Source organism: Candidatus Leptofilum sp., assembly GCF_965223525.1.
Lineage (GTDB): Bacteria > Chloroflexota > Anaerolineae > Promineifilales > Promineifilaceae > Leptofilum.
The window spans coordinates 2137527-2162262 of record NZ_CBDCWX010000005.1 but is presented as its reverse complement, the minus strand read 5'-3'; the positions used below and the strand labels follow the sequence as shown (position 1 = coordinate 2162262).

Below are 24736 nucleotides of genomic sequence, written 5' to 3'. Positions count from 1 at the left end.
TTATGAAAAATACTGAGCTTACTGAGTTTATAAATAGTATAGTAAACGAATTTACGGACTTTTCTCCAGAAACTCAGCAAATAAAGCAAAAAACCTTGTTTCTTGAAATAAATGAAGCTATTAGTTCAAGTTTTATTACCATTTTGTCAGAAAAAGTGAAGCCTTTTGGTATTCTTCTAGTATTAATAAACTATCCTGCAAACTCAGAACTGAATGCAAATCATTTTTTCCGCAAATTCGCTGATAGTATTCATCATCTACTTATTAAATCAGATAAAAGAAAACTACAAAAAATAATAAGCTTGTTAAATACTCTCTCTTTGTCCTGGGAAGAGCTAAAACGTTTACTTGATGAATATGTAGAGTTGATTAGTATAAATCAAAACAAGAATGTTATTTTGATTTTCAAGTGGGATACGATAACTGAAACTGAAGATGCAAAATTGTTTATTAGAAACATAAGAAACTTGTCGCGCGTTACAGAATTCTGTTGGATTATACAGTCTAGCTCCCCTCTATTTAAGGCGTATATAGGTGATATACCTATAGATGACAAATTCTCGTATTTAAAACTATTACTCGGAAAAGGCAATATAAAAGTAAAGAGCAAGAGTACTTTAACACAAACAATTCTCTCCTCAGCATCAACTGACAAAAATCGGAATACTGTTCAAACTCTAAAAAGAGTTGATCGAAGTCCCGATTTCCCCACGATTCGAATAAATATAGGCCAAGAACATCAATTGTGCATCTTGCTCGTTGAAGACGACGAAAACGCTTACGATTCCATTATGCGCTGGTTAAAAGAAGAGAATTACGTAGTGCGTTTGGCTACCTCTTATGAAGAAGCCAGATCGGCTTTAGAAACAGGCCATTTTCATTTGGCTATCATTGATATCCGCTTAGTGGAAGATGATCAGAATAACACACAGGGTCTACAGTTGTTAGAAGACGTTGAACGGTTGCAGCTACGAGATGTGATGCCAACGATTATTATTGCTGCTATAAATAACAAAGAGCTTGCTGCCGACGCGTGGGATCTCGATTTAAAGCCAGACCGTTTCATCCTCAAGGAAGCTGGTTACCTACGCAAGTTAATAAACACTGTCAAAGAGCTAACACGCGAAAAACTCAAAATCAACTTTGAGCTTGACTATGTAAGTGATTCGTTAAACGTGCTAGGGGATGTGGCAGAGGATGTAAACTGGTCTATGGCAGAACGGCCGTCTCCCAAGCTATTAGCCCCCCAAGTCCGTGACCTTTTTGGCAAGCTTTTTGCCGATGCCCGCAGTCTGTATGTGAGCAAACTCAAACCGGGCCTTAACGGCGCAGCTATGGTACGCATTCAACCCACCTGGAATAACGGTTTGGGCCAATCTTACGTGACTAAAGTCGGCCGTAAAGACAAGGTCGAGACGGAACAGCACCATTATGAAACTAATGTCAAACATTTCCTAACAGCCAATGCCATTACTCAGGCCGACGTGTATTACTCCCGCCATTTAGGAGCCTTACTCTATACTTTTGCCGAAAAGCAAGGTGTCGCCCTTAAGGAGTTTGATGAGTTTTATCATCGGAGCGAAACGAGCCAAATTATCGCCAGTCTGCGTGCAATGTTTGAAGAAACCTACCGCTACTGGTTTGCTAATCCAGAGCGTGTAATGACTAATTTACCCTCACTATATTATGAAGCCTTTAAACTAGACCAAAAAAAATTAACCGGACGCATCCAAATCGTTTTACCAGAATTAGACCCAGACGATGATTTAATACAGCTCACACCTGGCAAGGAAAAAGTCACCAATCCCATCGCCTGGTTAAAAAAGCATAAACAAGAATGCGTGATCCAAGTGAACAAGTGCATCACCCATGGCGACCTGACCGGGCGCAACATCATGGTGGATGATTCAGGCAGATGTTGGCTAATTGACTTTTATCGCACCTACAAAAGCCATATTTTGCGCGATTTTGTCATTATGGAAACAGACGTAAAGTACCGCTTGATGTCTTTACTGAGCCTGACCGATTTTTTGCATTTTGAAGAAGCATTGCTAGAAGCAGACCGCCAAAAACAGCCACCCATTTTGCCACCTTCATTCACCAAAGATGCCCGCAAAGCAGCCGAAGTGATATTTGCCATCCGCCAATTAGCACATCGTTATGCACACACCTTTAACACGCAGCAAAATGATGCGCGCAAGGAGTATTTACTGAGCCAGTTAATGGGTACGCTAAATGTGGTGCGGCTGCGGCACATCTCAGAAAATCGCAAGCTGCAGGCGATGCACTCTGCGGTGATGATGTGTGAGGAGCTGGACATTCTAGCTGGACGACAGCCTGAAAAGCGGGTGGTTGATATGTACCGGGAACCGGTGCCTGTTATTCAAGCCTCATTTGCCGAAGACAGCAGCTTTTTTGCGCCCGCGCTCATGCTGGCGACCGCCCAACAGCGGTTCCTGGCAGAGAATTTGGCTAAAAAGAACGTTACCTTGTTCATCGGCTCGGCCGTTCCCCGCAATGCCGATTGGCCCAACAACCAGGAGCTTGCCTTACAACTAATGAAAGAGGTAGATATTTCTGCCTCAACCAGCGACAATCCAACCAAACTGTTTGCTTTTTATATCAATCGGATGGGCAACCGCAAGCGGCTCATCCAAAAATATATGGAATATTATGCGCCGGGCAAACGGCCGGCTATCTATCGCGCCGCCGCCAAACTGCCCTGGCAAAAAGTGTACACCACCAACCAGCACACCTATCTGGAGCAAGCATATCATCAAAAAGGTGAATTATTTACAATTCTACTACATGCCAACCATGAAAGCCCTGAAAATAATGCTATTCCTATTTACAAATTATACGGCTCTATCAACGCCAAAGAGGAAGAAGCTGCATCCAATTTTTTACCAATTACAGAATATGACTATCATCAACCTCAAACGATTCAACGAGTTACCCAATTGTGGCAACAAATAGCAATGGAAGTTCAACAAGGCACCTTCCTTCTTATGCTCTGCCCCTCCGAGGGCGAACTAATGTCTGCTTACCAATACTGCCAACCCAGCAGTGCTATAGGCCTTATCTGGTTGGCTGGTGGAGATATTTCGGAAGAAGAACAAGACGTCTATCGTAACTTGGACTACCGTGTCTTACCTGATACGCCTGGCCAACTACTTAAAGTATTATTTACCCTCACAAACTACGAAGGCCAGGAAGTTTCCAGTCTCTCGCAAGATTGATCACCAAGGAGTTTTCCCACAATGACACCCACAACCCAACGCCCCGGCTTCCGCCAAACCGAAACAAAAATGCTCTTCAAATGGATGCAGGCCGGTGAATCCGCTTCCATCATCGGCATTAGCGGCGTCGGCAAATCGAACCTGTTCAACCATATCCGTGACCCGTACACGCAGGCTCATTACCTGGGCGGATTAGACGGCCGTACCATCATCGTGCGGGCAAACTTCCACTATATTCCCGATTTCTCTGACCGCAGCATCTACAGCCTCATTCTGGAGCAGCTAGAAATGCTGGACGCCGATGCAGAACGATTGGGGCTAACCACAGCAGATATTGATAAAATTGGCCAATACCATGAGCAATTACTAGACGCCAAAGATGACATCCTTAAAGTGCAGCGGTATTTCAAGCTCGCGCTGCGCGTGCTGCTGGGGCAATCAGATAGACGCCTGGTGTTTCTGTTCGACCAATTTGACGATGTATACCAACTAGCTGAAGAGCGGCTATTTGCCAACCTACGCGGCCTGCGCGAGGCATACAAATACCGCATCTCTTACCTCGTCTTCACCCGCGACATGATGCCAAATTTGCTTGATTTAGATGCAGGTCGGGAAGAATTTTACGAACTGCTGGCTTCAAACATCATGGGGTTAAAGCCATATGCCAAAGGGGATGCTATGTCAGTGTTGGAACGTGTCTCTGGGCGCAACAAAATTACGCTCACAAGCGAGCTGCGCGAAGGGCTGTATACGCTGGCGGGGGGTCATGCAGGCCTTTTGAGAGCTACATTGCTAGCAACCACTCAAAGTGAGCTTGCAGACAAGCTCCAACAAAAAGGCACGGCCGTTCGCCTCCTAAAAAGCCCTGGCGTAGAGATGGAATGCGACAAATTGTGGCGCAGCCTGAGTGCCCATGAGCAACGTGTGCTGCTTGCCAAAGCGCAAGGCATCAACACCACCCTGGAAGCCGCCATTGTTACTCAACTAAAAATTAAGGGCATTCTTTCAGAGGATGAAACGGCCGTTATCTTTTCCCCCATCTTCCAACAGTTCATTGCTACCCAAAATGCACTTTGGGAACGGCCGCTCTTCTTTGACGAACCATCTCGCCAGATTTGGGTACAGGGCGACCCTGTTCCGCGGCTCACTCAGTTAGAATACCGCTTGTTCCAGCAACTTTATCACCAAGCGGGCGAAGTAGTTGAAAAAGATGAACTGATCACCGCAGGCTGGCCCAACGCCCAGGGCGGCGTCTCTGACGAGGCACTCATCGCCGCTATTGCCCGCCTACGTAAAAAGATCGAGCCAGACCCCAAGAACCCCAAGTTTTTAGCCAACGTTCATAACCAGGGTTACACTCTGCAAATTGAATAGTCCCCCTTGAAAAGGGTAGAAAATTAACGCGAATTTGCACGAATTCGCTGCCAAATTGTATTTAATTCTTCACGCTTCAGGCAGTGGCTTGTCATTTTCCCGTTGCCCTCTCGTTTGCTACTTATCGGCAAAAATCAATCCAACTGTTTTAGAATCACAACAGGTTGGCCAGCAAAGCCAAACGGCCATTGCTGTAACCATCATGGTGTCTTGTGCGTAATGGATTGTGTATTGGTATTCGGTCAAAGAAAGGAGAGACTAAACATGATAACTTTATCATACGGTGTGCTGTTTGGCTTATTGCTGGCTGCCTTTGTATTGGGATTGCTCTTCCCACTCCTTCTGCTGGTTTATGTGGTATTCAGCGCCAAGCCGCGCTAAGCTGTCACATTTATCACATTTTAATCTGCCCAACGTTCGCCAAACATCATTAAAAAGCATCGCGGCTAGCGTAAACTATAGACGACAGAAACAAAAAACCGGAGGTAATGACATGATTGTTCATCTAAGCCTTTCAACTATTGTTATCGTTGCCCTGATGATGATCATCGCCGGATTGATGATCGGCGTGGCCATGAGCCGCCCAAGATAAATAATTTGCTTATTTTGCTGTCTCCTTGATAGCGATTGCGATATTGCATGGGGAATCGGGGGTTCTGGGCCGCGAGTTCTCTAGCCAAAAGGAAAACGGGATGGTGTAAAACCATCCCGTTTTTCTTTTCATCTGGGAAACTTTTGAAGTTTTGTCCCCAATTAATACTAGGTATCAATGAAAACTTCAAAAGTCTAATTTCTAATTAGTCGCGGCCACCGCCTGTGAGCAGCAAAACGTAGTAAAGCAAGGTGCCAATGGCCGAAACGGCCGCTGCCACATACGTCCACGCTGCCGCATCCAGCACTTTGTCCACGCCCTTAATTTCATCACCGATTAGCACACCATTGCTTACCAATAGCTGCTTGGCACGGTTGCTGGCATCAAACTCCACGGGCAATGTAATCAGCGTAAAGAGAACGGCCGCTGCAAACATAATCACACCTACCCAAGCCAGTCCTGTAAAGTTGAGTAGCAAGCCACCGATAAACAGCCACGGCGCCAGCGAGCTGCCAAATTGAGCGGCGGGCACCAGTGTACTGCGAATTTGCAGCGGGAAGTAACCGCCCGCATCCTGCAAAGCGTGCCCCATCTCGTGGGCAGCGACGCCTGCAGCCGCGATGCTGGGCGTCCGGTAAACGTCTGGGCTAAGGCGCAGTACCTTGCCACGCGGATCATAATGGTCGCTGAGGAAGCCTTGTGTTTCCTCAACTTGTACATCGTACAAACCTTGAGCATCCAGCAACCGCCGCGCTACCTCCGCCCCAGTAACGTTCATGGCCGTACGCACTTTGGCATATTTGTTGAAACTTCTCTTTACGCGGGATTGCGCCCAGAAACCAAGCAACAGACCGGGTAAAGCAAATAGTAAATAGAGGGGGTCAAAAAACATCGTTTAACCTCGTTGTTTTTGTATTGTTATGGGAGCCAAGGCTAGTTGAGCTTGCGGCCGTTTTTGTAACCGCATCATCAGCAACCCGGCTGCGCCACTGACAAATAGTAACCAAAATGGTAAAGATAGTATTGTTATCATCATGTTCCCTTGCGAATTATTGCCTGAATTTATAGTCAAACTTGTCGCCAATTTTGCATAAATACTTGGCTATCGTCAATCTTTTGACCATCTTTCCAATACATATCTTACAAATCAACATACTAAATTACACAAAGATGAGAGAAGCTTTTACAATACGGCACCAATCTAATTGCCGAGGAGAAACATGAGTAACCAATTCGGTTTGCCCAAACACCTAGGCGATGGCCTACTATTACGTTGGGCCACACTAGAGGACACGGAAGAATTGGCTGCGTTCAACGTCCGCAGCCAATCAGATAATCCAGAAAACCCAGAAACGTGGCTGGCACGCTGGACTGAAGATTTAATGCGAGGCGATCACCCCACGACCAACGCCAGCGACTTTACCGTTGTTGTGGATGAAAACGCTGGCGGCAAAATCGTCTCGACGCTCAATCTCATTTCGCAAACCTGGGCGTATGAGGGCATTCCGTTTGGCGTAGGCAGGCCAGAGCTGGTGGCTACTGACCCAGATTATAGGCGACGAGGTTTGGTACGGGAACAGATGACGGCCGTTCATGCTAAAAGCGCCGCCCGAGGAGAGTTGGTTCAAGCTATCACCGGTATCCCCTGGTACTATCGCCTGTTTGGTTACGGCATGGCGCTCGATTTGGGCGGTGGCCGCACTTTTTTGTGGGATCGTCCCGGCAATTACAAACCAATCGAAGAAGAGCCATACCAAATTCGCCCCGCTACCGAAGCAGATTGGCCGCTGCTAGACAAACTGTACGACGCGCATAACCAGGGTAGCTTGCTCAACCGAGTCCGTAACGAAACCATCTGGCGCTACGAAATAACAGTTCCGCATCCCGATTCGGCCTACTCACGCCAGTTTCGCATCATTGAAACGGCCGAAAGTCACCAGCCCGTGGCCTACGTTGAGTACAAGCAGTGGGGGCCAACGTACACCGTACGCGAACTGGGCGTGCTGCCCGGCCACTCCTGGCGCAGGGTGGGACTATACCTCACCCGCACCTTCAAAAAAATGGCTGACGAGCTGTTTGAAAAAGAAGAAAAACGGCTGCTGGGCGTTTCCTTTGGGCTGGGGCAAGGCCATTCCATTTATGAAGCATTGGGCAGGCAGCTAGAACCGCAGCGACGGCCGTATGCCTGGTTCATCCGCGTGCCAGATTTGCCAGCCTTTTTGCGCCACATCGCACCCGCCCTGGAAAAACGGCTGGCTCAAAGCGTGTTGGCTGGGCATAGTGGCACCTGCCGCGTCAATTTGTACCGTGAGCAATTCACGCTGGTTTTTGAGCAAGGCAAACTGAAAGAAGTAGGCAGCTATGAACCTAAAAGCGTAGACGATGGCGATATTCATTTTTCAGATAGCACCTTTTTGCACGTTCTCTTTGGCAAAAACAGTCTGGAAGAGCTCAATGAAACCCACGCCGACTGTTTTTCACGCAACCCGGAAGCGGCCGTTTTGTTCAACATCCTCTTCCCCAAAAAGCCTTCCTGGGTGGTGGGGTTAGGGTAAGTGTGATGGTTGATCCAATACGGCCGTTCCTCGATCACCAAAACGTCTTCATCCTCGACGGCGGCCTGGCTACCGAACTGGAAGCCCGCCGCCACGACCTAAACGATCCGCTCTGGTCGGCAAAAATCTTGTTAGAACAGCCAGACGCCATCCGCCAGGTACATAGCGACTATTTGTGGGCCGGAGCAGATTGCATCATCAGCGCCAGCTACCAGGCCAGCCTGCCCGGCCTGATGGCACGAGGTCTAAGCCAGGACGAAGCGACCGATCTAATTCGCTTTTCAGTGCAGTTGGCAATTGAGGCGCGAGATCAGTTTTGGGCAATGATGGCTAATCGGCGGGGGCGACTACGGCCGTTGGTCGCTGCCAGCGTGGGGCCATATGGTGCTTTTCTAGCCGATGGCTCCGAATACACGGGGGCTTATGATTTAGATGAGGCGGGACTTTTGGCCTGGCACCTCCCCCGCTGGGAGATTTTGGCCCAAAGCGGTGCTGATCTGCTAGCCTGCGAAACAATTCCCTCCCTGGCCGAAGCCAAAGCACTACGCCAGCTTTTGCTCGAAACACCCAAAACGCCCGCCTGGATGAGCTTTGCCTGCCAGGATGGCAACCGCATCAGCGATGGCACACCGCTGGCCGAATGCGTCCAGCTACTCAACGACGCACCCAACTTGATTGCGGTGGGCATTAACTGCACCCCGCCCCGCTTTTTGCCAGAGTTGATTACGGCCGTTCAAACTCACACCAATAAGCTCATCATCGTCTACCCTAACTCCGGCGAGCAATTCGATCCCGAAACAAAAACCTGGCTAGGCCAATCTGACCCCTCACAATTTGGTACGATCAGCCGCGAATGGCGCAAGATGGGCGCCCTGCTGGTGGGCGGCTGCTGCCGCACTGGCCCCGCTTACATCCAGCAAATCCGCGACCGCACACGGCCGTTGCTGCCCAAAAATAAGAGTACGTGACAGTCATTTTTGAAGTGGCCGTCACATTGATGCACACTTTTTATCCATGAGCCAAAACTTTTTGCTGATTAGGTAATAATCGATCAGTGAAATTCAGTTTGTTGTATAATAGAGCCAACCACTATTTTTTACAGCAAATCACAGATAGTTCTTTGAAAAACGAAGCGCGATTTCTCTGTGATTTGCTCAAGTAAAAACCAATTTCGCGCTCCTTTTGATTCAAAATTCTTTTTGGTTTTTACAACTGAGGCATTTCACATGATTGAAGAAACCGTTGAAATTGACGACAAGTTAGCCGAATTTGAGGCTCGCATTGCGCGGGGCGAGCAAATCGAGCCGGGGGATTGGATGCCGGACGAATACCGCCGCCAGCTCATCCGCATGATTTCGCAGCACGCCCACAGTGAGGTGGTGGGGATGCTGCCAGAAGGAGCCTGGATTCCCCATGCGCCTAGCCTGCGCCGCAAAATGGTGCTCATGGCCAAAGTGCAGGACGAGGCGGGACACGGCCAGTACCTCTACCACGCCGCCGAAACGCTGGGCGCGACCCGTGAAGAGATGCTGGACGCGCTACTAACAGGCAAGGCCAAATACGCCTCTATCTTCAACTACCCTACCCTCACCTGGGCCGATGTGGCCTGGATTGGCTGGCTGGTGGATGGCGCGGCGATCAAGAACCAGCTAATGTTGTCTCATGCTTCTTACGGGCCTTATTCGCGGGCGATGGTACGAATTTGTGCAGAGGAGACGTTCCATTATAAGCAGGGCAAGGAGATGATTGTCCATTATGCCAGCAACGGCACGCCAGAGCAAAAAGCAATGGTGCAAGATGGCCTGAACCGCTGGTGGCCGCCCACACTGATGATGTTTGGGCCCCACGATAGCGACTCAACCAACTCTGAAATTCTCATGCGCTGGGGCATTAAAACCAAGTCAAACGATGAGCTGCGCCAGGAGTTCATTAACGAAGAAGTGCCAGAAGTTCATGCGCTTGGTCTCACCATCCCTGATCCTGATCTGCATTTTGATGAAGAAGGCGGCAACTGGATCATCGGCCCGATTGATTGGGATGAGTTTTGGCGCGTGGTGAAAGGCAATGGTCCAATGAATGCCGAACGGTTAGCCGCCCGACGAGCAGCCCATGAAAACGGCCGTTGGGTGCGTGAAGCAATGACGGCCTATGCAGAAAAACATTCTAACCATGTCTGACACCCAATGGCCTCGCTACGAGGTGTTTAAGCAAGATAATCCAAAGAAGCCCCATGAGGCGGTTGGCTCGGTTCATGCGCCAGATGCGGAGCTGGCTTTACAAAACGCGCGGGATGTGTTTGTGCGACGGCCGTCTGCCGTGAGCCTGTGGGTGGTGCGTGCCGATACCATTTTCATGATGACGCGGGAAGAGTTGGCAGCCAACCCTGATTTTTGGATGAAAATATGGAAAGTGGACGGCACGCTCACACCATTCCACGTCTTCACTAAAACCAGCCAGCGGCGCAGCATGACCTACGTGCGCCATGTGGGGCAAATCGAGGCCGTAACGCCAGATCTTGCCCTGCGCGACGCCATCGAGAGCGGCAACTTCGATGCCGACACCGTTTGGGTGTGGTGGGTGGTGGCCGATGAGCAAATTGTCCGCAGCGACGAGGACGACATCGAAGCCCTGTTTGCCCCTGCGCTGGACAAAACATATCGGCAGCAATCACATTACGGCTTTGTTAGCCCCCGCCGCCAAAAATACGGCCGTTAGGAAAAATAAATGGGGCGCGGATTAACGCAGATGACGCTGATTTCTACTTTCCCTCTGTGACTCTCTGTACTTTCTCTGTGAGACTCAGTGTTCCGCTTTTAAAAATTACATGAACCGAAAAATTCAACAAATTCTTACCCAAAAACTGCTGGCAATGGCCGACGATGAGCTGATTTTGGCGCATCGCAATTCGGAATGGATCGGGCATGGCCCCATTTTGGAAGAAGATATTGCCCTGGCCAACATTTCGCAAGACGAATTAGGCCACGCCAGCATTTGGTACGGGCTGCACCAAACTTTCACTGATGACGAGCCAGACGAACTTGCCTTTTTCCGCGATGCAATCGAATTTCGCAATGTGCAGCTACTGGAGCTACCGCGTGGCGATTGGGCCTTTACGATGCTGCGCCAATATCTGTTTGATGCCTACGAACTGCTGCTGCTAGACAAGTTGCAGCACAGCAGCTACCAGTCGCTGGCCGAAGCAGCGGCCAAAATCCGCAACGAAGAAATTTACCATTTGCGCCACACCAGTAACTGGATTAAGCGTCTGGGGCTGGGTACGGAAGAGTCAAACCAGCGCACGCAGGCCGCGTTGGATAAGCTATGGCCGTTTGCCCAGCAGCTTTTTGTGCCGCTTTCCGATGAATCGATCCTGGTAGATGAGAAAATCATGCCGGATTTGGCTGTTTTACATGAGGCGTGGTTGGAGCTGATACGGCCGTTCCTCACTGCCGCCAATCTCATCATCCCTGCCAACCAAACGCCGCCCACCACCAGCCGAAGCGAACACACAAACCACCTCGCCACCCTGCTGGCCGATATGCAAAAAGTGGCGCGGCTGAATCGCGAGGCGATTTGGTAAGAGGGAGACTAGAGATTGTTCTTAATCTCCAATCTCTTATCTCCAGTCTCTAAAAACCTTATGTCTCAAATACCCATCACTCCTACCCAAATCTGGCAAGCCCTCAACCAGGTCAAAGACCCGGAGATTCCGGTGGTTTCGGTGGTGGAGATGGGCATTGTGCGGGATGTGGCGGTGGATGGCGACGCCGTGCGGGTGACGATGACGCCTACTTTTTCTGGCTGTCCAGCTTTGGATGTGATGAAAAGGGATATAGAAACGGCCGTTCGCCAGCTAGGCATCCAAAACGTCACCGTAAAAACCGTGCTGCATCCCCCTTGGAGCACCGACTGGATAACCGACGAGGCCCGCGAAAAGCTGCGCCAGTTTGGCCTGGCACCCCCGCAAAAACATGGCGGCGATCTCATCTCCGTCGCCTTTTTAGATGTGGCCGAATGTCCCCGCTGCGCCTCCAAAAACACCTCAATCAAAAACAGCTTCGGCCCTACCCTCTGCCGCATGATCTACTACTGCCACGACTGCCAAGACGCCTTCGAGCAATTCAAGCCATTGTAACTTTTTGCCACAGAGAACACAGAGGTTTAAGAGAAAAACTACATTAAGCCCTATTCTGCTACTACCCAACCTTCTAATCAGTATCCATAGGGAACCATTTGGTTATTAACTTGAAACTGGCAAGATATAAACCAACTAGCAAACTTAGAATTTCAATGAGAAACAAACTCGTTTTGAAAACAAAGCCACAAGGTTCGTTTTCAGCCATTTCCCAAACTTCACCTGTCTCTGTTACCGCAACTGAAACAATTGGTCCAGCGCACCATTCGCCAACAATGTGAGCAGTTTGACAATCAACGATTACGCCAGCCTCATCCTGCATTAAACTCAAAATTTCCACAGAACAAGATTCACCATCATTTTTGGTATCGTGCAAATTTTCAGATGACCATTGTCGCCCATCCTCTTGCCACTGAAGCATATACGTTGCCCCATTGGCTACTTGAACACGTATATCAGGATCGAAAAACCCCAGGCTGCTCAAACTTTCAACCGCAACCGCCGGAACTGGTAGCGCAGGCAAAATGGCTGGTGGTATTAATTTTTGATCTGGCAAACTTTCTCGCCAACTAATGATTGACCCAACCACTAAGCCGATTAGCAAACAATACGCGATGATGTGCCAACCACTTAATGCTCGCCACCACTTTGCTACTTTTCTGATCAACACGACGCCCCTCCTGTTACTTCCACTGATCGGTGCTCGCTGGTAGCACGGCAAGGACGCCGACCACAGCTTGTAGGGCTTTATAATTACAAATCTCTTAACTCTCCGTGTTCTCTGTGGCTAATCATCAAATTCGGCGATGGCGGCGCGGCCAACCATTTCCAGCGCGGTGTCGCCGGAGGGGGGCTGCATGGAGCCAGCCCGCACGTCGCGGAAGTAACGCTCTAGCGGCAGGGCTTTGGTGATGCTGCTGCCCCCGGCAATGCGTAAGGCTTGGTCGGTCACTTTGTTGGCCGTTTCCGTCACCATTGTTTTAGCGGCGGCAATGCGGGCGGACATCTTTTTACGGTCTGCATCGTTGCCCGTCCATTCACCTGCCACGTCAAACAGCAGCGAACGCGCCGCCTGCAAAGCCACGTCAATTTCCCCAATTTGCCGCTGGATTTTGGGCAGCGTGGCAATCGGTTTGCCCAAAGCCGTCGGCACGCGCTCCAACGCAAATTGGATAACACGATTACGCGCAGCTAGTGCTGCGCCCAAGTAAATAGTTGACATAATCATTGGGAACCAAACGTTTGGCTCTGGCTTGCGTCCGCCACGCTCAACCACATAATTTTTGGGAATATGAACATTGGTGAAAACCACATCGTGACTGTCGCTGGCACGCAGGCTGAGCGAATCGCTCCAAGTGGTGATCCACTCAACGCCGGGCATCTCCTGCTCCACCAATACGACAGCCCCTTCACCTTCCAAATCAACGCGAACGAGCATGTGGGTAAGGTGTTTGCCGCCCGTGGACCAGGTTTTACGGCCGTTTACAACCCACCCATCTCCATTTTGTGTGGGAACGGCCGTTGTGGCTGGCAACCCACCGCGCGAAGGACTACCCATTGCTGGCTCGCTGGCAACCGAGTTGAACAGCGACCCACTGGCCGCCAAGCGGCAAAACTGTGCATACCAATCCTCATCCCAACTGCGAACTTCCCGCTGGTGGCCAAAAATATGCACCTGCATCCCCGCCACAATGGCGGTAGAAGTGCTGCCCTGCGCCAACGCCAACTGTGCCGCCACGCAATCCCGCAGCGACAGACCATAGCCGCCAAATTCACGCGGTATGCTAATGCCTAAATAGCCAGATTCCTTCAGTGCGGCCACATCCTCAGTGGGTAGCACGCCCGCTTTGTCCGCTTCGTCGGCACGGCTGGCAAACTGTTGGGCGAGGGTGGTGGCCAGGGAAACGGCCGTTTCTACATTCTTTTCATTTAATTTTTCCATGTCATTCATCATTTTTTCCATAAATTTGATTCTAACCACAATCCACAACTCTCGCCACCGCGTACAATCCCTTGACACAGTCGTCACGCTATCCCATACTTGCCGCCATGCACATAGACATCCTCACGCTCTTCCCGGAGATGTTTCCGGGGTACTTGAATGAAAGCATCCTCAAGCGGGCGCAGGCAGCCGGCTTGCTACACATCAATCTGCACAACCTGCGCGATTACGCTAGCGGCAAACACCGTGTGACGGACGAGCCGCCCTACGGTGGTGGCGGCGGCATGGTGCTGAAGCCGGGGCCAATTTTTACGGCCGTAGAGTCATTAGTCTCCAATCTTCAGTCTCCAGAAAAACAGAGATTAGAACCTAGCGACTGGAGATTGCCCATCATTTTGCTAACGCCGCAGGGACGGCCGTTTACCCAAAAAGTTGCTCAAGAACTCGTGCAACACCCACGCCTATTGCTGCTATGCGGCCGTTACGAAGGCGTAGACGAACGTGTACGCCAACATCTGGTCACAGATGAAATTTCGATTGGCGACTTTGTATTAACTGGAGGGGAACTGGCGGCAATGGTGGTGGTGGATGCGGTGGCTCGGCTTCTGCCTGGCGTGTTGGGTGCAGAAGACGCCGCTGAAGAAGATAGTCACGCCACAGGCTTGTTAGAAGGCCCCCACTACACCCGCCCTGAAACATTCCGCGACTGGTCTGTGCCAGAAGTATTGCGCTCTGGCCACGCGGCGAACATTTCTCGCTGGCGGCGAGAGGAAGCTCTGCGCCGCACTTGGCAGCGCCGCCCCGATCTGCTGCTCACTGCCGGTCTCAGCGAAGACGACCGTTGGTTTTTAGGCAAACTGGCCACTGAGGCCAGTGATCAGTAAACAGTATTCAGTAGGTCGGTAGTCAGTTAACTGTTCACTGATTACCGATTATAGGTTACCGATTTACGGCAGCGGAATGATTGTAAAGTTCTCAAATTCCGTTGCTTCGCCCTCAATTTCGTGATCAAAGTAAAACGCAGTAAATACTTGAATATCGCCAGAATCCTGGTTGCTAGATAGATCCAACTCAGCAACAAATACGTCATTGACAAAGAAGTAACCAACATTGCCCCAGACAACCACACGAAGCAGGTTTTTCTCATTGGCACCCAAGTTCAGGTTGGTTAGTTCACCTTCTGCTACCGTCACTTCGTTATCGGCGCTGCCTTGCCTATCTGCCAATTGCCAATCGCCTTCAGAGGCTACGACCAGCCAATATTTGAAGGAACCATTGCTGCGTAGAGCAAACCCATAATCCCAACCGTTTACTGAGGCGGCAAAGGGATTCGTAAAAATCGCTTCAACAATAAAATTCACCTGATCCACATCGGCTGGTTCCAGCTTGATTAAATCATCCAGCGCATGAACAAGGCGGCCGCTTGTCGGCCCAAAAACAGGTGCTACAGGCCAAAGCGTAAAGTCAAAGAAATCCGTCGCTTCGCCATCGATTTCACTACTGCTATAAAAACCGGTGCCTAAGGCCATATCGCCTGGATTATCACGCGAAGAAAGATCTAATTGAGCAACCAATATCTCATTCAGGAAAAAGAACCCAAAGTCTCCAACGGCAATTAGCTCAAAGATGTTGGAGTCGCCGCTATTCAGATTGAGATAAGGCAAAGCATCCCCTTCCTGCAAAATGTTGTTTGTCCCCGGTGTGCGGTCGTTGAGCGTCCACAAACCATCAGAACGTACGACAAGTCGTAGTTCATCATCTACTTCCCGCTGCCGGAAAATGAGGCCAAAATCCCAGCTACCTGTGCCTGGCCCATAGGGGTTCATGATTTCTGTACGCATGACGAAGTTGGCTGGCGAGGCACCCGCATACAAGGATTCCAGGAATTCATCATTGTCATGCGGGATGGTGTCATCTACAGGACCAAAGATGGGTTCTAGGCTTCCACTTGGTGGGGGTGGAGGAGGCGGCGGGGTGGGACTAGCAGCCGCCTCGCGGGTTGCTTCTGCACTTATGCGGGTGGCAACTGCATCTGGCGTGGGGGTGTGGGTTGGGGGCACGGCCGTATTGGTTGGCGGTACGGCCGTTTCCGTAGGAGCTTCTGTTGGTATCTCAGTTGGCGTCGGAACCGCTTCTTCGGTTTCACGGGCGGCAATCGCTTCGGCCGTTGCTTCGTCATCCACCTCATCTTCTTCCTCATCCTCATCTGGGCGCGGTGTGCTGGTCGGGTCATCGCCAAACAGCGCAAATCCGTCGTCAGAAAACAAGGAAAAGGCAGCAATACCGCCACCAATGCAAAGCAAAACCACAACCGCAGCGACGCCCCAAATCCACTTGGGTACGCCGCCACTGCCAGCTTGGGCTTGCGGTGCAGGTGTTGGCGTGGGGAAACTAACTGGCTCCGCTGCCTCAGTAGCTGGTGGGGGCGGTGGTGGCACTTCTGGAGCGGTAGTGGCGGTATCTAGCGGAACGGCCGTTGTGCGAGCGGGCGTCACAGGCGGAGGTATCTCCTCCATCAGCTCTGCCTTCATTTCGCTGAGTTCGTCCTCCAGCTTGTCTAAAGTAGGTTTTTCCAGGCCGCGTTCCGTGATGGCGGTCAGTGCCGAAGACAAATCGGTAGCAGAAGCAAAGCGCTCATCCCGCTCTTTGGCCATCGCCTTGCTGATAATTTCGTTGCAGGCGGGAGGCAAATCGGGTCGCATCGTCAAAATTTCCGGCACGGGATCCATCACATGCTTCATCATCATGCGGGCAGGCGTGTCGGCATCAAAGGGGGTGTTGCCGGTGAGCATTTGGAAGAGGATGACCCCAAGTGCGTAAATGTCGGAACGGCCGTCTAGCTGTTTGTCGCCATATACCTGTTCTGGACTCATGTAGGTGGGTGTGCCCACCAAACTGCCGCTGGCGGTAAGCGCATTAGTAGACGAGGAAACATGCACAATGCCAAAATCGGCCAAAAACGCATCGCCATACTGGTCAAAAAGGACATTGCTGGGCTTGAGGTCTCGATGAATGATGCCCATTTTGTGTGCGCGATCCAATGCCGAACCAAGACGCTTGAGAATAACGGCCGCTTCATCAATCGGAATCGGCCCCTCTGCCAAGCGATCCGATAGCGAACCACCCGTCATCAGGCGCATCACCAGGAAAGGCTGGCCATCTTCTTCGCCAAAATCATACACGGGCACAATAGCTGGATGCTCCAGCGTGGCAATGGTGCGCGCCTCGCGGGTAAATCGCGCCCGGAACTCTGCCTCGTGCATAAATTCGCGGGGGAGCATCTTCAATGCCACTGTGCGTTCAAACCGGGGATCGTACGCTTCATAGACGGTTGCCATACCGCCGCGCCCAATCTCTTGCTTTATTTCATAACGGCCAATTTTATCTGGAGTCATAATGATTTTTATTATTGATGAGGTTGATAGAATTCACTGGATAACGTCAACGACGGACAAATTGTTCCCACCTTGTCCAGTTACCCTATAGAGTATTAGTTTAAGCAAGAAATTACAATAGCCTAATTTACAATATTTTGGTCAAAAATGAATGAAACGGCCGTAAATTTTGGTTTATTTGTTGCCGTAAGCCCGCCGGGCCACGTTTCTGGCACCTTCTTCTTGCTGCAACCGCCATGCCTGGTCTTGCAAGCAGCGCAAAATGGCATCCCGCGCTTCCTCAGCAGAATCTGTCAGGATGAGTAAATCCAAATCTTCTGGCGAGATTTTGCCACCAGCCAACATGCTGTTTTTCAGCCAATCAACCAATCCGCTCCAATAGCTGGTGTCGAACAACACAACTGGGAAATTTTGGACCTTGCCGGTTTGAATGAGGGTCAACGACTCAAACAGCTCATCCATCGTGCCAAAGCCGCCGGGGAAAATGACAAACGCCTGAGCATATTTCACCAGCATCACTTTGCGGGTGAAAAAGTAGCGGAAGTCAATGGACAAATCAACGTGCGGGTTAAGATGCTGCTCGAACGGCAGTTCAATATTCAAACCAACGGACTGCACACCTGCAAGTTTAGCTCCTTTGTTGCCTGCTTCCATAATGCCTGGCCCGCCGCCGGTGATGATGTTGAAGCCGGCTTCGCCCAGCGTTTTGGCAACGGACACGGCCGTTTCATATTCCGCATCTCCCGGTTTTGTACGCGCCGAGCCAAAGATGGTAACGGCCGTACCCAACTCTGCCAGCGCATCAAATCCCTCTACAAACTCACCCATGATCCGCATAACGCGCCAAGTGTCGGTTTTGTAGAAGGGCGTCTCGCCCAGTGCTGGGCCAGCTAGCAGCCGCTCATCTTCTGTGCGGCGACCCATCCGCGCCGCTCGGTTAATATTTGGATTATCAATTTTGTTTTTATTTTCGCTCATCTCTCTCACTTTTTACTTGTCTCAGAAGTGCGACTCTTCTTACATTATTGGGCGAGGCAGGTGGTGCTAGATTCTTTGCTAATCGATCTTACTTTCCACCTGCCTCGCCCCTACCTGTTTCCATCTCGTTTTACCACAACTAACGTTACATCATCAAACTGGGGGGTGTTGCCAGCATGATGTTGAATGGCGCTGGTGATACTGTGGGCAATCTGGGTGGCATCTCGATGATGCAACAATTTGGCGGCTTGTTCCAGACGTTTCAGCCCAAATTCATCCAAATCTTCGTTCATTGCCTCGGTGACCCCATCGGTATAAAGCAGCAGGGTGTCTCCTGGCAAAAACGGGATGGTGTATGTTTGAAAATCAATATCTGGCAGTACTCCCAAAGCCATGCCGTGGTCGGTGAGGAGCGCGCTGCTGCCATTTTGGCGCAGCAGCAGAGGCGGATTGTGGCCTGCGTTGGCGTAGCTAATCTGCCCCAGTTCTGGCTGCCAGATGGCGTAAAAGATGGTGACAAACAGATCGGATTGCGTATCCTGATCAATGATTTCGTTGGCACGGCGCAGGGCTTCGGCCGGATCACCCCGGTTAATGGCCACAGCCCGCAAAATGGTGCGGCACAGCGCCATAAACAGCGCTGCTGGAATGCCCTTATCGGCTACATCGGCAACAACGATGCCCCAACTGCCATCCCGCAGGGTAAAGAAATCGTAGAAATCGCCACTGACCTGGCGGGCAGCTTGCCAATAGCTGGCAACGGTGCAGCCGGGGATATCTGGGTTGCCATCAGGGATGAGGCTGGCCTGAATTTCGCGGGCAACGTCTAGCTCACGCTCTAGCCGGTTGCGCTCGGCGGCTTCCTGGTAGAGATGGTGATTGACAACGGCCGTTGCTGCCTGATGCGCGATGCCTGTGAGAATATTGAGGCGGCGGTTGGTGAGGGAACGGCCGTTTTCCATTAGCGAACCGATCACCATTGCCCCCACGAGCTGCCCCCGTGCATTCAGCGGAAAGCCAAACGCCTGCTGGGTGCCAAGCACTTTTTCCAACCAGGGCGGCAGTTGAATGATGTAGTATGTGCCAGTTGGCGAGAGTGAATCGGCCAGCTTGGGCGTAATGTCATCAAATTCCTGCTGATCCAGCGCTAGCGTCTCCAACAATCCCCGCCCCATCTCATTGATGCCAAAGCTGGGGCCAGGCGAAAACTGCTGGCGTTCCTCGTCCCAGATGAGAATGATGCAGCTTTCCACACCAACCAGCATGGGTACCAGGCGAGCGATGGTGTCCAGAATTTCGTTTAGATCAATAAGACTGTTGACGGCTGCAGCCACCTGAAACAGTGCGGTATTGACCCACGCTTCTTCTTGCTGGGCATTGCGAAGATGCCAATTTTCCAGGCCACGGGCTAGCTGTTGGCTAATGCTGTCTAGTAGCTCTGCCCGACGGCCTGGCGTTTGTAGCACGTCGGCATGATCACGGGGAGTGTCATCATTGCTCACCACCATAACACCCATCATCTCATTAAGAGTGTTAACGGGCAGCAGCAGGAGCTTCTGTGGCGGTGGCTGGTCATCTTCTAGACGGTGCAGCCAAGTAGGCACTTTTTTGGTCGTAAGCTGCTCTTGGCCTACGTGCACAGCATCCAGCGCGGGCCAATCCCCAATTTTCAGGCGCAATTGCTGAATGAGGGCATCCCCTTCTGGCGTAAACCCGATGCTGTGGCTGCAACGATAAATGGCCGTTTCCTCATCCCACAACAAAATGACACAAAATGGCACGCCTGCCAGCATTGTGGTGAGACGGCTGACAGCGGCGAGAATCTCTTCCAAATCCGTGCTGCGGCTGACGGCCTCTGCCACCTGAAGTTGGGCAGTGGTCAGCCAAGCTTGCTCCCGCTGGCGGGCCAGTTGTCGCAACTTGCTGATGGAGATGGCAACTTCGGAGGCAAGGGCTTCCAGCGTCATCTTCTCTATGCGGGTGAAGACACCAGCCTTAGGACTTTGCACATCCAGCACGCCTACCACCTCGCCATCCACAATGAGCGGCAATGCCATCTCTGAGAGTGTGCTATTTTCTAATGGATTGTCTTTGGCTATAAACAACTCATCTTCGCTGGTATTGTTGCTGATGATCGTTTGCTGGGTGGAAACGGCCGTGCCAATCAAACCTAGCCCTGGCTGAACGCGCCAATTTTCGGTGAATACCTCTAGGCCACTGCTTGCCTGAATCATTATCTCGCTTGTTACTGGGTCAATGCAAAAAATTGAAACTAAATGAAAATCGAACGTTTCCTGCGTGAGCTCCACCACGCGGCTAAAAATCTCATCCTGATTTTGCACCTTACTGATTTCTAACCCAATCTGCCCTACCAACTCCAAATGGGCAGCGCGGCGACGTTCCTGTGCAAAAAGCTGGGCGTGGGCAATGGCCGCTGCCGCCTGGTTGGCCAAAATGGTAAGGCGGCGCAAATCTTCCTCATTAAAGCGGCTAGGCTGGCCGCTTTGAGCAGCTACAATACCAATGGTGTCGTTGCCACTAATTAAGGGAATGAAGATGGCCGAACGTGGGGGCGAATTGCTGATGTAACGGGGGCGAGCAGGCAATTTGTCTAGCTCCCGCTCAAAATCACGCACGAGTAAAGGGTGTTTGGCTGTGCGTACCCAGCTAATGATACCACCTCCTTCGCGCAGATCGAAAGTGCAGGGTGTTTCCTGCCGTTTGCTGCGAATCGTCCAATACAAAATGTGGTAATCGGTATCCTCAAACAGCCCCACCTGAAAAGTCCGGTTATCAATGACCTGCCCCGCTTCGTTGGCGATGAGTTCAGCCAGGGCATCCACGTCTAGCTGGGCGGCAACCAGGGCGCGTCCCGCATCGCTAAGGGCTTCTAGCTCGGCAACGCGCTGGATGAGTAGTTGGCGAGAGCGATAGCGGCGCAGCAAGATGTAGGCAGAAAGTGCCAAGGCGCCAACCAACAGCGCAAATGAAATAGACGGCCACGAAAGACCGTCTGCTGTTTGGGCGAAAATGGCTGCCTGCATGGGTATGATTGGCATCAAATATTGCGTATTGCGTATTGCGTAACCAAATTCTAACTAGGCAATAGGCAATAAAAAAGTGGCGGCAAATTTTGGTGGTTTTAACGACTATCCAAGCTGTCTTGGGCTGCCTGACGGCTTACATAGATTTGGAAGAGCTGGTCGAAACCCACCATGCTAAAGATTTCTTGCAAACGGCCGTTCAGTCCGCACAATACCAAATCCCCCTCTTGCTGACGCGCTTTGCGCCAACCGGTTACCAGCGTTCGCAAGCCACCGCTGTTAATGTAATTGGCCTGGCTCAGATCAACAATCAATCTGCTTTTACCGCTGTTTAGCAAGGCTGTTAGCTGCTGTTCCAGCTCTGGGTTGAGGGTTTGGTCGAGACGGCCGCTGACCCCCACAAGCCAAATATTCTCCCCAACTGGTTCTTGCGAAATATTCATTTTGATTTCTTCACCAATGTCAATGTGTTGCCTTCCTCTTCATCAAAGGAAAATGCAACATCATCCATCAACTGCTCCATAAAGTGAATACCCAAACCACCCACTTTTACATCATCAATATCGGGCGGATTGGCATCGTCGGGCAGTTTGGGTAAGGCAGGTTTGGGGATTACATCGGGGTTAAAAGTACGGCCGTTATCGTGAATGGTGATGATTAAAGCGCCATCTTTGTATTGCCAGCTTACCTGAATCTGACCCTTATCTTCACCACCGTAAGCGTGCTCAATCACGTTGGTACACGCTTCGTCGCAGGCCAGCTCAATGTGAAAAATGGCATCTTCGCCCAACCCAGAAGCTGCAGCACCATCTGCCACGAATTGGCAAATTCTTTTTATTTCTTCGTAACGTCCAGGGAAAGATTGGACGTGTTTATCAGACATGTGAGGGAAAGATGAATCATAGGCAAAGGCGTTGCTTGGCAGTATTTTGCGATGCAACGCCTCTACGTTAACTAAAAGCTACCAACTGCTGCTGTGTCGTCTTCAAAAACTTTGAACAAAGAGTCTAAGCCAGCCAGGGAAAGCACCTCAGATACACGTTCTGAAGGAGAAGCCAGGCGAACATCACCGCCGCCACGCTTACATTCCTTAAGGGTAGAAACAAGAGTGCGTAAACCGGCACTGCTCATGTAGGTAACCCCGGCCAGGTTCAACACCAGGTTATTACGACCTTTGCCCGTTAGCTCTTTCAAGCCACCTTCAAACTGTGCAGCGTTGCTGCTGTCCACCCGTCCTGCAACGGTGACTAACTCAACCCGCTTTAAGGATTCTACACTGAAATTCATTGCTGCATCGCTCATGCCTAATTCCTCCTTCGTCTAGTATTGCGATTTGCAAATGTGGAATGTGTTATTATGTCAATCGCAATACTTAAACAGTCCGGCGCACTCAACATAATAACTTTATACGGATTTCCGCCGGACTGTACCAGTCGGTAAAAATCCTAAGAAAATTATAACGCATTTGCAAATTATGGCGATTGACGATTATTGAGTGGCGAATTACGATTGGGTGATGGCTAGTTTAGTTGAGAATTTGGAACAGAGAGCACAGGCGTTGGGGTTTAACATGGTGGGGGTGGTTACGGCCGTTCCTAGCCCCAACCTCCATGCTTACCTGCATTGGATTGATGCCGAAATGCACGGCGAGATGGGCTACCTTGCCCGACCAGACCGGCTGGCCCGGCGGCAAGACCTCAACGTCATCCTGCCCGGCGTGCAAACGATTATCTGTGTTGGGCTAGAGTACAGCACAGTGTCTGTGCCTCTCGCCATTGCCAACGACCCCAGCCGAGGCAGAATTTCCAACTACGCCTGGCAAGCCGATTACCACGACGTGATGACGCCTCGCCTTGAAGAGCTAGCCACTTGGCTCAAAGCGCAAAGCGGTAGCAGCAACGTGGCGACCAAAGTGTATGTAGACACGGGTGCCATTTTAGAGCGCGACCACGCCGCTGCCGCCGGTCTCGGATTCACTGGCAAAAACACGATGCTGATTGCTCCCCGGCGCGGCTCCTTTTTCTTTCTGGGGGAGATTTTGACGACGCTGGAGATTAGAGACTGGAGACTGGAGACAGAATCAACCTCCAATCTCCAGTCTCCAGTCTCTTCCATGCCCTCTTGCGGCAGTTGCCGCCGTTGCCTGGATGCTTGCCCCACCAATGCCTTCCCGGAACCATACGTGCTGGACGCCCGTCGCTGCATCTCTTACCTGACCATTGAGCTAAAAGGGTGGATTCCGCGGGAGTTACGGCCGTTGCTGGGCAACTGGGTCTACGGCTGTGATATTTGTCAAATTGTGTGCCCCTTCAACCGCTTCGCCCTGCCTACGCAAGAATCTGCCTTTTATCCACAACATCAGTGGAACAGCGTCGCGCCGCCGCTGCTGGAATTACTCGCTCTGGACGAGGTAAGCTTTACCGAACAGTTTGCTCACAGCCCCATCAAGCGCATCAAGCGCACCGGGCTGGTACGGAATGCGTGCGTGGCGGCAGGAAATTGGGGCAGTGAAACGGCCGTTCCCGCCCTCATCAATCTCCTCACCGACCCCGAACCGATGATTCGCGGCCATGCAGTGTGGACATTGCAGCAAATTGGCGGCAAAGCGGCGCGGGTGGCTTTGGAGGATTTGAGGGATGTGGAGGGGGATACGGCCGTTTTGCAAGAACTTCATTAAAAATTTATCAAGTAGCAATCAGTGATGACTACAAGATTTGTCGATAAAATGCTAATATTATCAAATCTGCCAGAAAAATCTGATTTTCTACAGACAAACCGTACAACTATGAAATCTCAAAATTGTTGACTGAGAAAGTGCCAAAATGAGTCCAAAACAATTTATCCAATTAATAGATGATTTGTTTAGCGAAGAAGAAGTTCGGACAATCTGTTTCGATTTGGGCATTGATTTTGATTCATTACCAGGTCGCGGAAAAATTGCAAAAATCAGAGAGCTTATTTCATTGTTTCAACGAAGGAACGAAATGACTAGATTGGTGAATTCTTTATCTGAGGAACGACCAAATGTTCCGTGGCAAAGATTTAAGACCGTCTCCAAAACTATATCAACATCATCATCAAAGACTACTAAACCTTCCAGCCTACCAAATGAATGGAGAGAAATAAAAAAGAAGCTGAGGAAAAATCAACGGGCAATCTTCGCTCTCATCATTATCCTTTTGTCCTGGAGTCTGGTAATGTATTCATTTTATCTTGTTGAAACACCACCAAATCTTCAAGGCAGCATTGCTCTATTAGCTATTATCTGCGTCTTTTACAGTTCGGTTGTCATTTCTTATCGATATCTTAAAGCGGGTAAAACTGCTATTTGGATAATGCTGAGTTTTTTAATAATATTTTCTATGTCTTTTGGCAATCCAGCATTCCTGTCGTGTTTCTTAATGCCCACAGTTGATTTAACCACAATTGGGTATTTACAATTTCTGAGAAGATAGCATGATTGACGATCCAAAATCACAACA

20 protein-coding genes are annotated in these 24736 nt (G+C 50.5%); 11 read left to right on the top strand and 9 right to left on the bottom strand.

What is annotated here, in order from left to right; genetic code table 11:
* Positions 1–2: 2 nt before the first annotated feature.
* On the top strand, positions 3–3239 hold the full coding sequence (locus ACOQPM_RS14975; protein ID WP_420630069.1) for a response regulator: 3237 nt from the start codon (positions 3–5) through the stop codon (positions 3237–3239).
* 21 nt (positions 3240–3260) lie between these two features.
* Positions 3261–4613, top strand: a complete 1353-nt coding sequence (locus ACOQPM_RS14970; protein ID WP_420630068.1) for a winged helix-turn-helix domain-containing protein — start codon at positions 3261–3263, stop codon at positions 4611–4613.
* Between the two features lie 797 nt (positions 4614–5410).
* On the opposite strand, the gene ACOQPM_RS14965 is transcribed toward ACOQPM_RS14970, so the two are convergent.
* Positions 5411–6097, bottom strand: coding sequence for a zinc metallopeptidase (locus ACOQPM_RS14965; protein ID WP_420630067.1), 687 nt, complete (start codon positions 6095–6097; stop codon positions 5411–5413).
* Positions 6098–6425: 328 nt separating this feature from the next.
* On the opposite strand from ACOQPM_RS14965, the gene ACOQPM_RS14960 reads away from it, so the two are divergent.
* The 6 genes from ACOQPM_RS14960 (at position 6426) to paaD (ending at position 11895) form a co-directional block, all read left to right on the top strand.
* A complete protein-coding gene (locus ACOQPM_RS14960; RefSeq protein ID WP_420630066.1) occupies positions 6426–7760 on the top strand; it encodes a GNAT family N-acetyltransferase in 1335 nt (444 codons plus the stop codon).
* 5 nt (positions 7761–7765) lie between these two features.
* Positions 7766–8728, top strand: coding sequence for a homocysteine S-methyltransferase (gene mmuM / locus ACOQPM_RS14955; protein ID WP_420630065.1), 963 nt, complete (start codon positions 7766–7768; stop codon positions 8726–8728).
* Positions 8729–8986: 258 nt separating this feature from the next.
* Positions 8987–9937: a 1,2-phenylacetyl-CoA epoxidase subunit PaaA gene (gene paaA, locus ACOQPM_RS14950; RefSeq protein ID WP_420630064.1), complete on the top strand. Its 951-nt coding sequence runs from the start codon at positions 8987–8989 to the stop codon at positions 9935–9937.
* Positions 9909–10475: a phenylacetic acid degradation protein gene (locus tag ACOQPM_RS14945; RefSeq protein WP_420630063.1), complete on the top strand. Its 567-nt coding sequence runs from the start codon at positions 9909–9911 to the stop codon at positions 10473–10475. The genes paaA and ACOQPM_RS14945 overlap by 29 nt, the downstream gene beginning before the upstream one ends.
* A 109-nt stretch (positions 10476–10584) precedes the next feature.
* Positions 10585–11340 (top strand): 1,2-phenylacetyl-CoA epoxidase subunit PaaC, encoded by a 756-nt coding sequence (paaC, locus tag ACOQPM_RS14940; RefSeq protein WP_420630062.1) that lies wholly within the window; start codon positions 10585–10587, stop codon positions 11338–11340.
* Between the two features lie 60 nt (positions 11341–11400).
* Positions 11401–11895 (top strand): 1,2-phenylacetyl-CoA epoxidase subunit PaaD, encoded by a 495-nt coding sequence (gene paaD / locus ACOQPM_RS14935; RefSeq protein WP_420630061.1) that lies wholly within the window; start codon positions 11401–11403, stop codon positions 11893–11895.
* Between the two features lie 73 nt (positions 11896–11968).
* Here the strand turns inward: paaD and ACOQPM_RS14930 are convergent, their stop codons facing one another.
* Positions 11969–12565 (bottom strand): hypothetical protein, encoded by a 597-nt coding sequence (locus ACOQPM_RS14930; RefSeq protein ID WP_420630060.1) that lies wholly within the window; start codon positions 12563–12565, stop codon positions 11969–11971.
* 117 nt (positions 12566–12682) lie between these two features.
* Positions 12683–13837: an acyl-CoA dehydrogenase family protein gene (locus ACOQPM_RS14925; protein WP_420630059.1), complete on the bottom strand. Its 1155-nt coding sequence runs from the start codon at positions 13835–13837 to the stop codon at positions 12683–12685.
* Positions 13838–13944: 107 nt separating this feature from the next.
* Here ACOQPM_RS14925 and trmD point away from each other — a divergent pair, with 107 nt between their 5' ends.
* Positions 13945–14721: a tRNA (guanosine(37)-N1)-methyltransferase TrmD gene (gene trmD / locus ACOQPM_RS14920; RefSeq protein ID WP_420630540.1), complete on the top strand. Its 777-nt coding sequence runs from the start codon at positions 13945–13947 to the stop codon at positions 14719–14721.
* Between the two features lie 63 nt (positions 14722–14784).
* Here trmD and ACOQPM_RS14915 read toward each other — a convergent pair whose 3' ends face one another.
* The 6 genes from ACOQPM_RS14915 to ACOQPM_RS14890 form a co-directional block, all read right to left on the bottom strand.
* Positions 14785–17232, bottom strand: a complete 2448-nt coding sequence (locus ACOQPM_RS14915) for a serine/threonine protein kinase (RefSeq protein WP_420630058.1) — start codon at positions 17230–17232, stop codon at positions 14785–14787.
* A gap of 174 nt (positions 17233–17406) precedes the next feature.
* Positions 17407–18210: a TIGR00730 family Rossman fold protein gene (locus ACOQPM_RS14910; RefSeq protein WP_420630057.1), complete on the bottom strand. Its 804-nt coding sequence runs from the start codon at positions 18208–18210 to the stop codon at positions 17407–17409.
* A gap of 110 nt (positions 18211–18320) precedes the next feature.
* Complete coding sequence (locus tag ACOQPM_RS14905) at positions 18321–21269, bottom strand: SpoIIE family protein phosphatase (RefSeq protein ID WP_420630056.1); 2949 nt, start codon at positions 21267–21269, stop codon at positions 18321–18323.
* 83 nt (positions 21270–21352) lie between these two features.
* Complete coding sequence (locus tag ACOQPM_RS14900; RefSeq protein WP_420630055.1) at positions 21353–21697, bottom strand: STAS domain-containing protein; 345 nt, start codon at positions 21695–21697, stop codon at positions 21353–21355.
* A complete protein-coding gene (locus ACOQPM_RS14895; RefSeq protein WP_420630054.1) occupies positions 21694–22137 on the bottom strand; it encodes an ATP-binding protein in 444 nt (147 codons plus the stop codon). Before ACOQPM_RS14895 ends, ACOQPM_RS14900 begins: the two co-directional genes overlap by 4 nt.
* A 71-nt stretch (positions 22138–22208) precedes the next feature.
* Entirely contained in the window at positions 22209–22556 is a 348-nt protein-coding gene (locus ACOQPM_RS14890) for an STAS domain-containing protein (protein WP_420630053.1), read from the bottom strand.
* A 214-nt stretch (positions 22557–22770) separates the two neighbouring features.
* On the opposite strand from ACOQPM_RS14890, the gene queG reads away from it, so the two are divergent.
* Both queG and ACOQPM_RS14880 read left to right on the top strand, forming a co-directional pair.
* Positions 22771–23931 (top strand): tRNA epoxyqueuosine(34) reductase QueG, encoded by a 1161-nt coding sequence (gene queG / locus ACOQPM_RS14885; protein ID WP_420630052.1) that lies wholly within the window; start codon positions 22771–22773, stop codon positions 23929–23931.
* 145 nt (positions 23932–24076) lie between these two features.
* A complete protein-coding gene (locus ACOQPM_RS14880; protein WP_420630051.1) occupies positions 24077–24709 on the top strand; it encodes a hypothetical protein in 633 nt (210 codons plus the stop codon).
* Positions 24710–24736 lie beyond the last annotated feature (27 nt).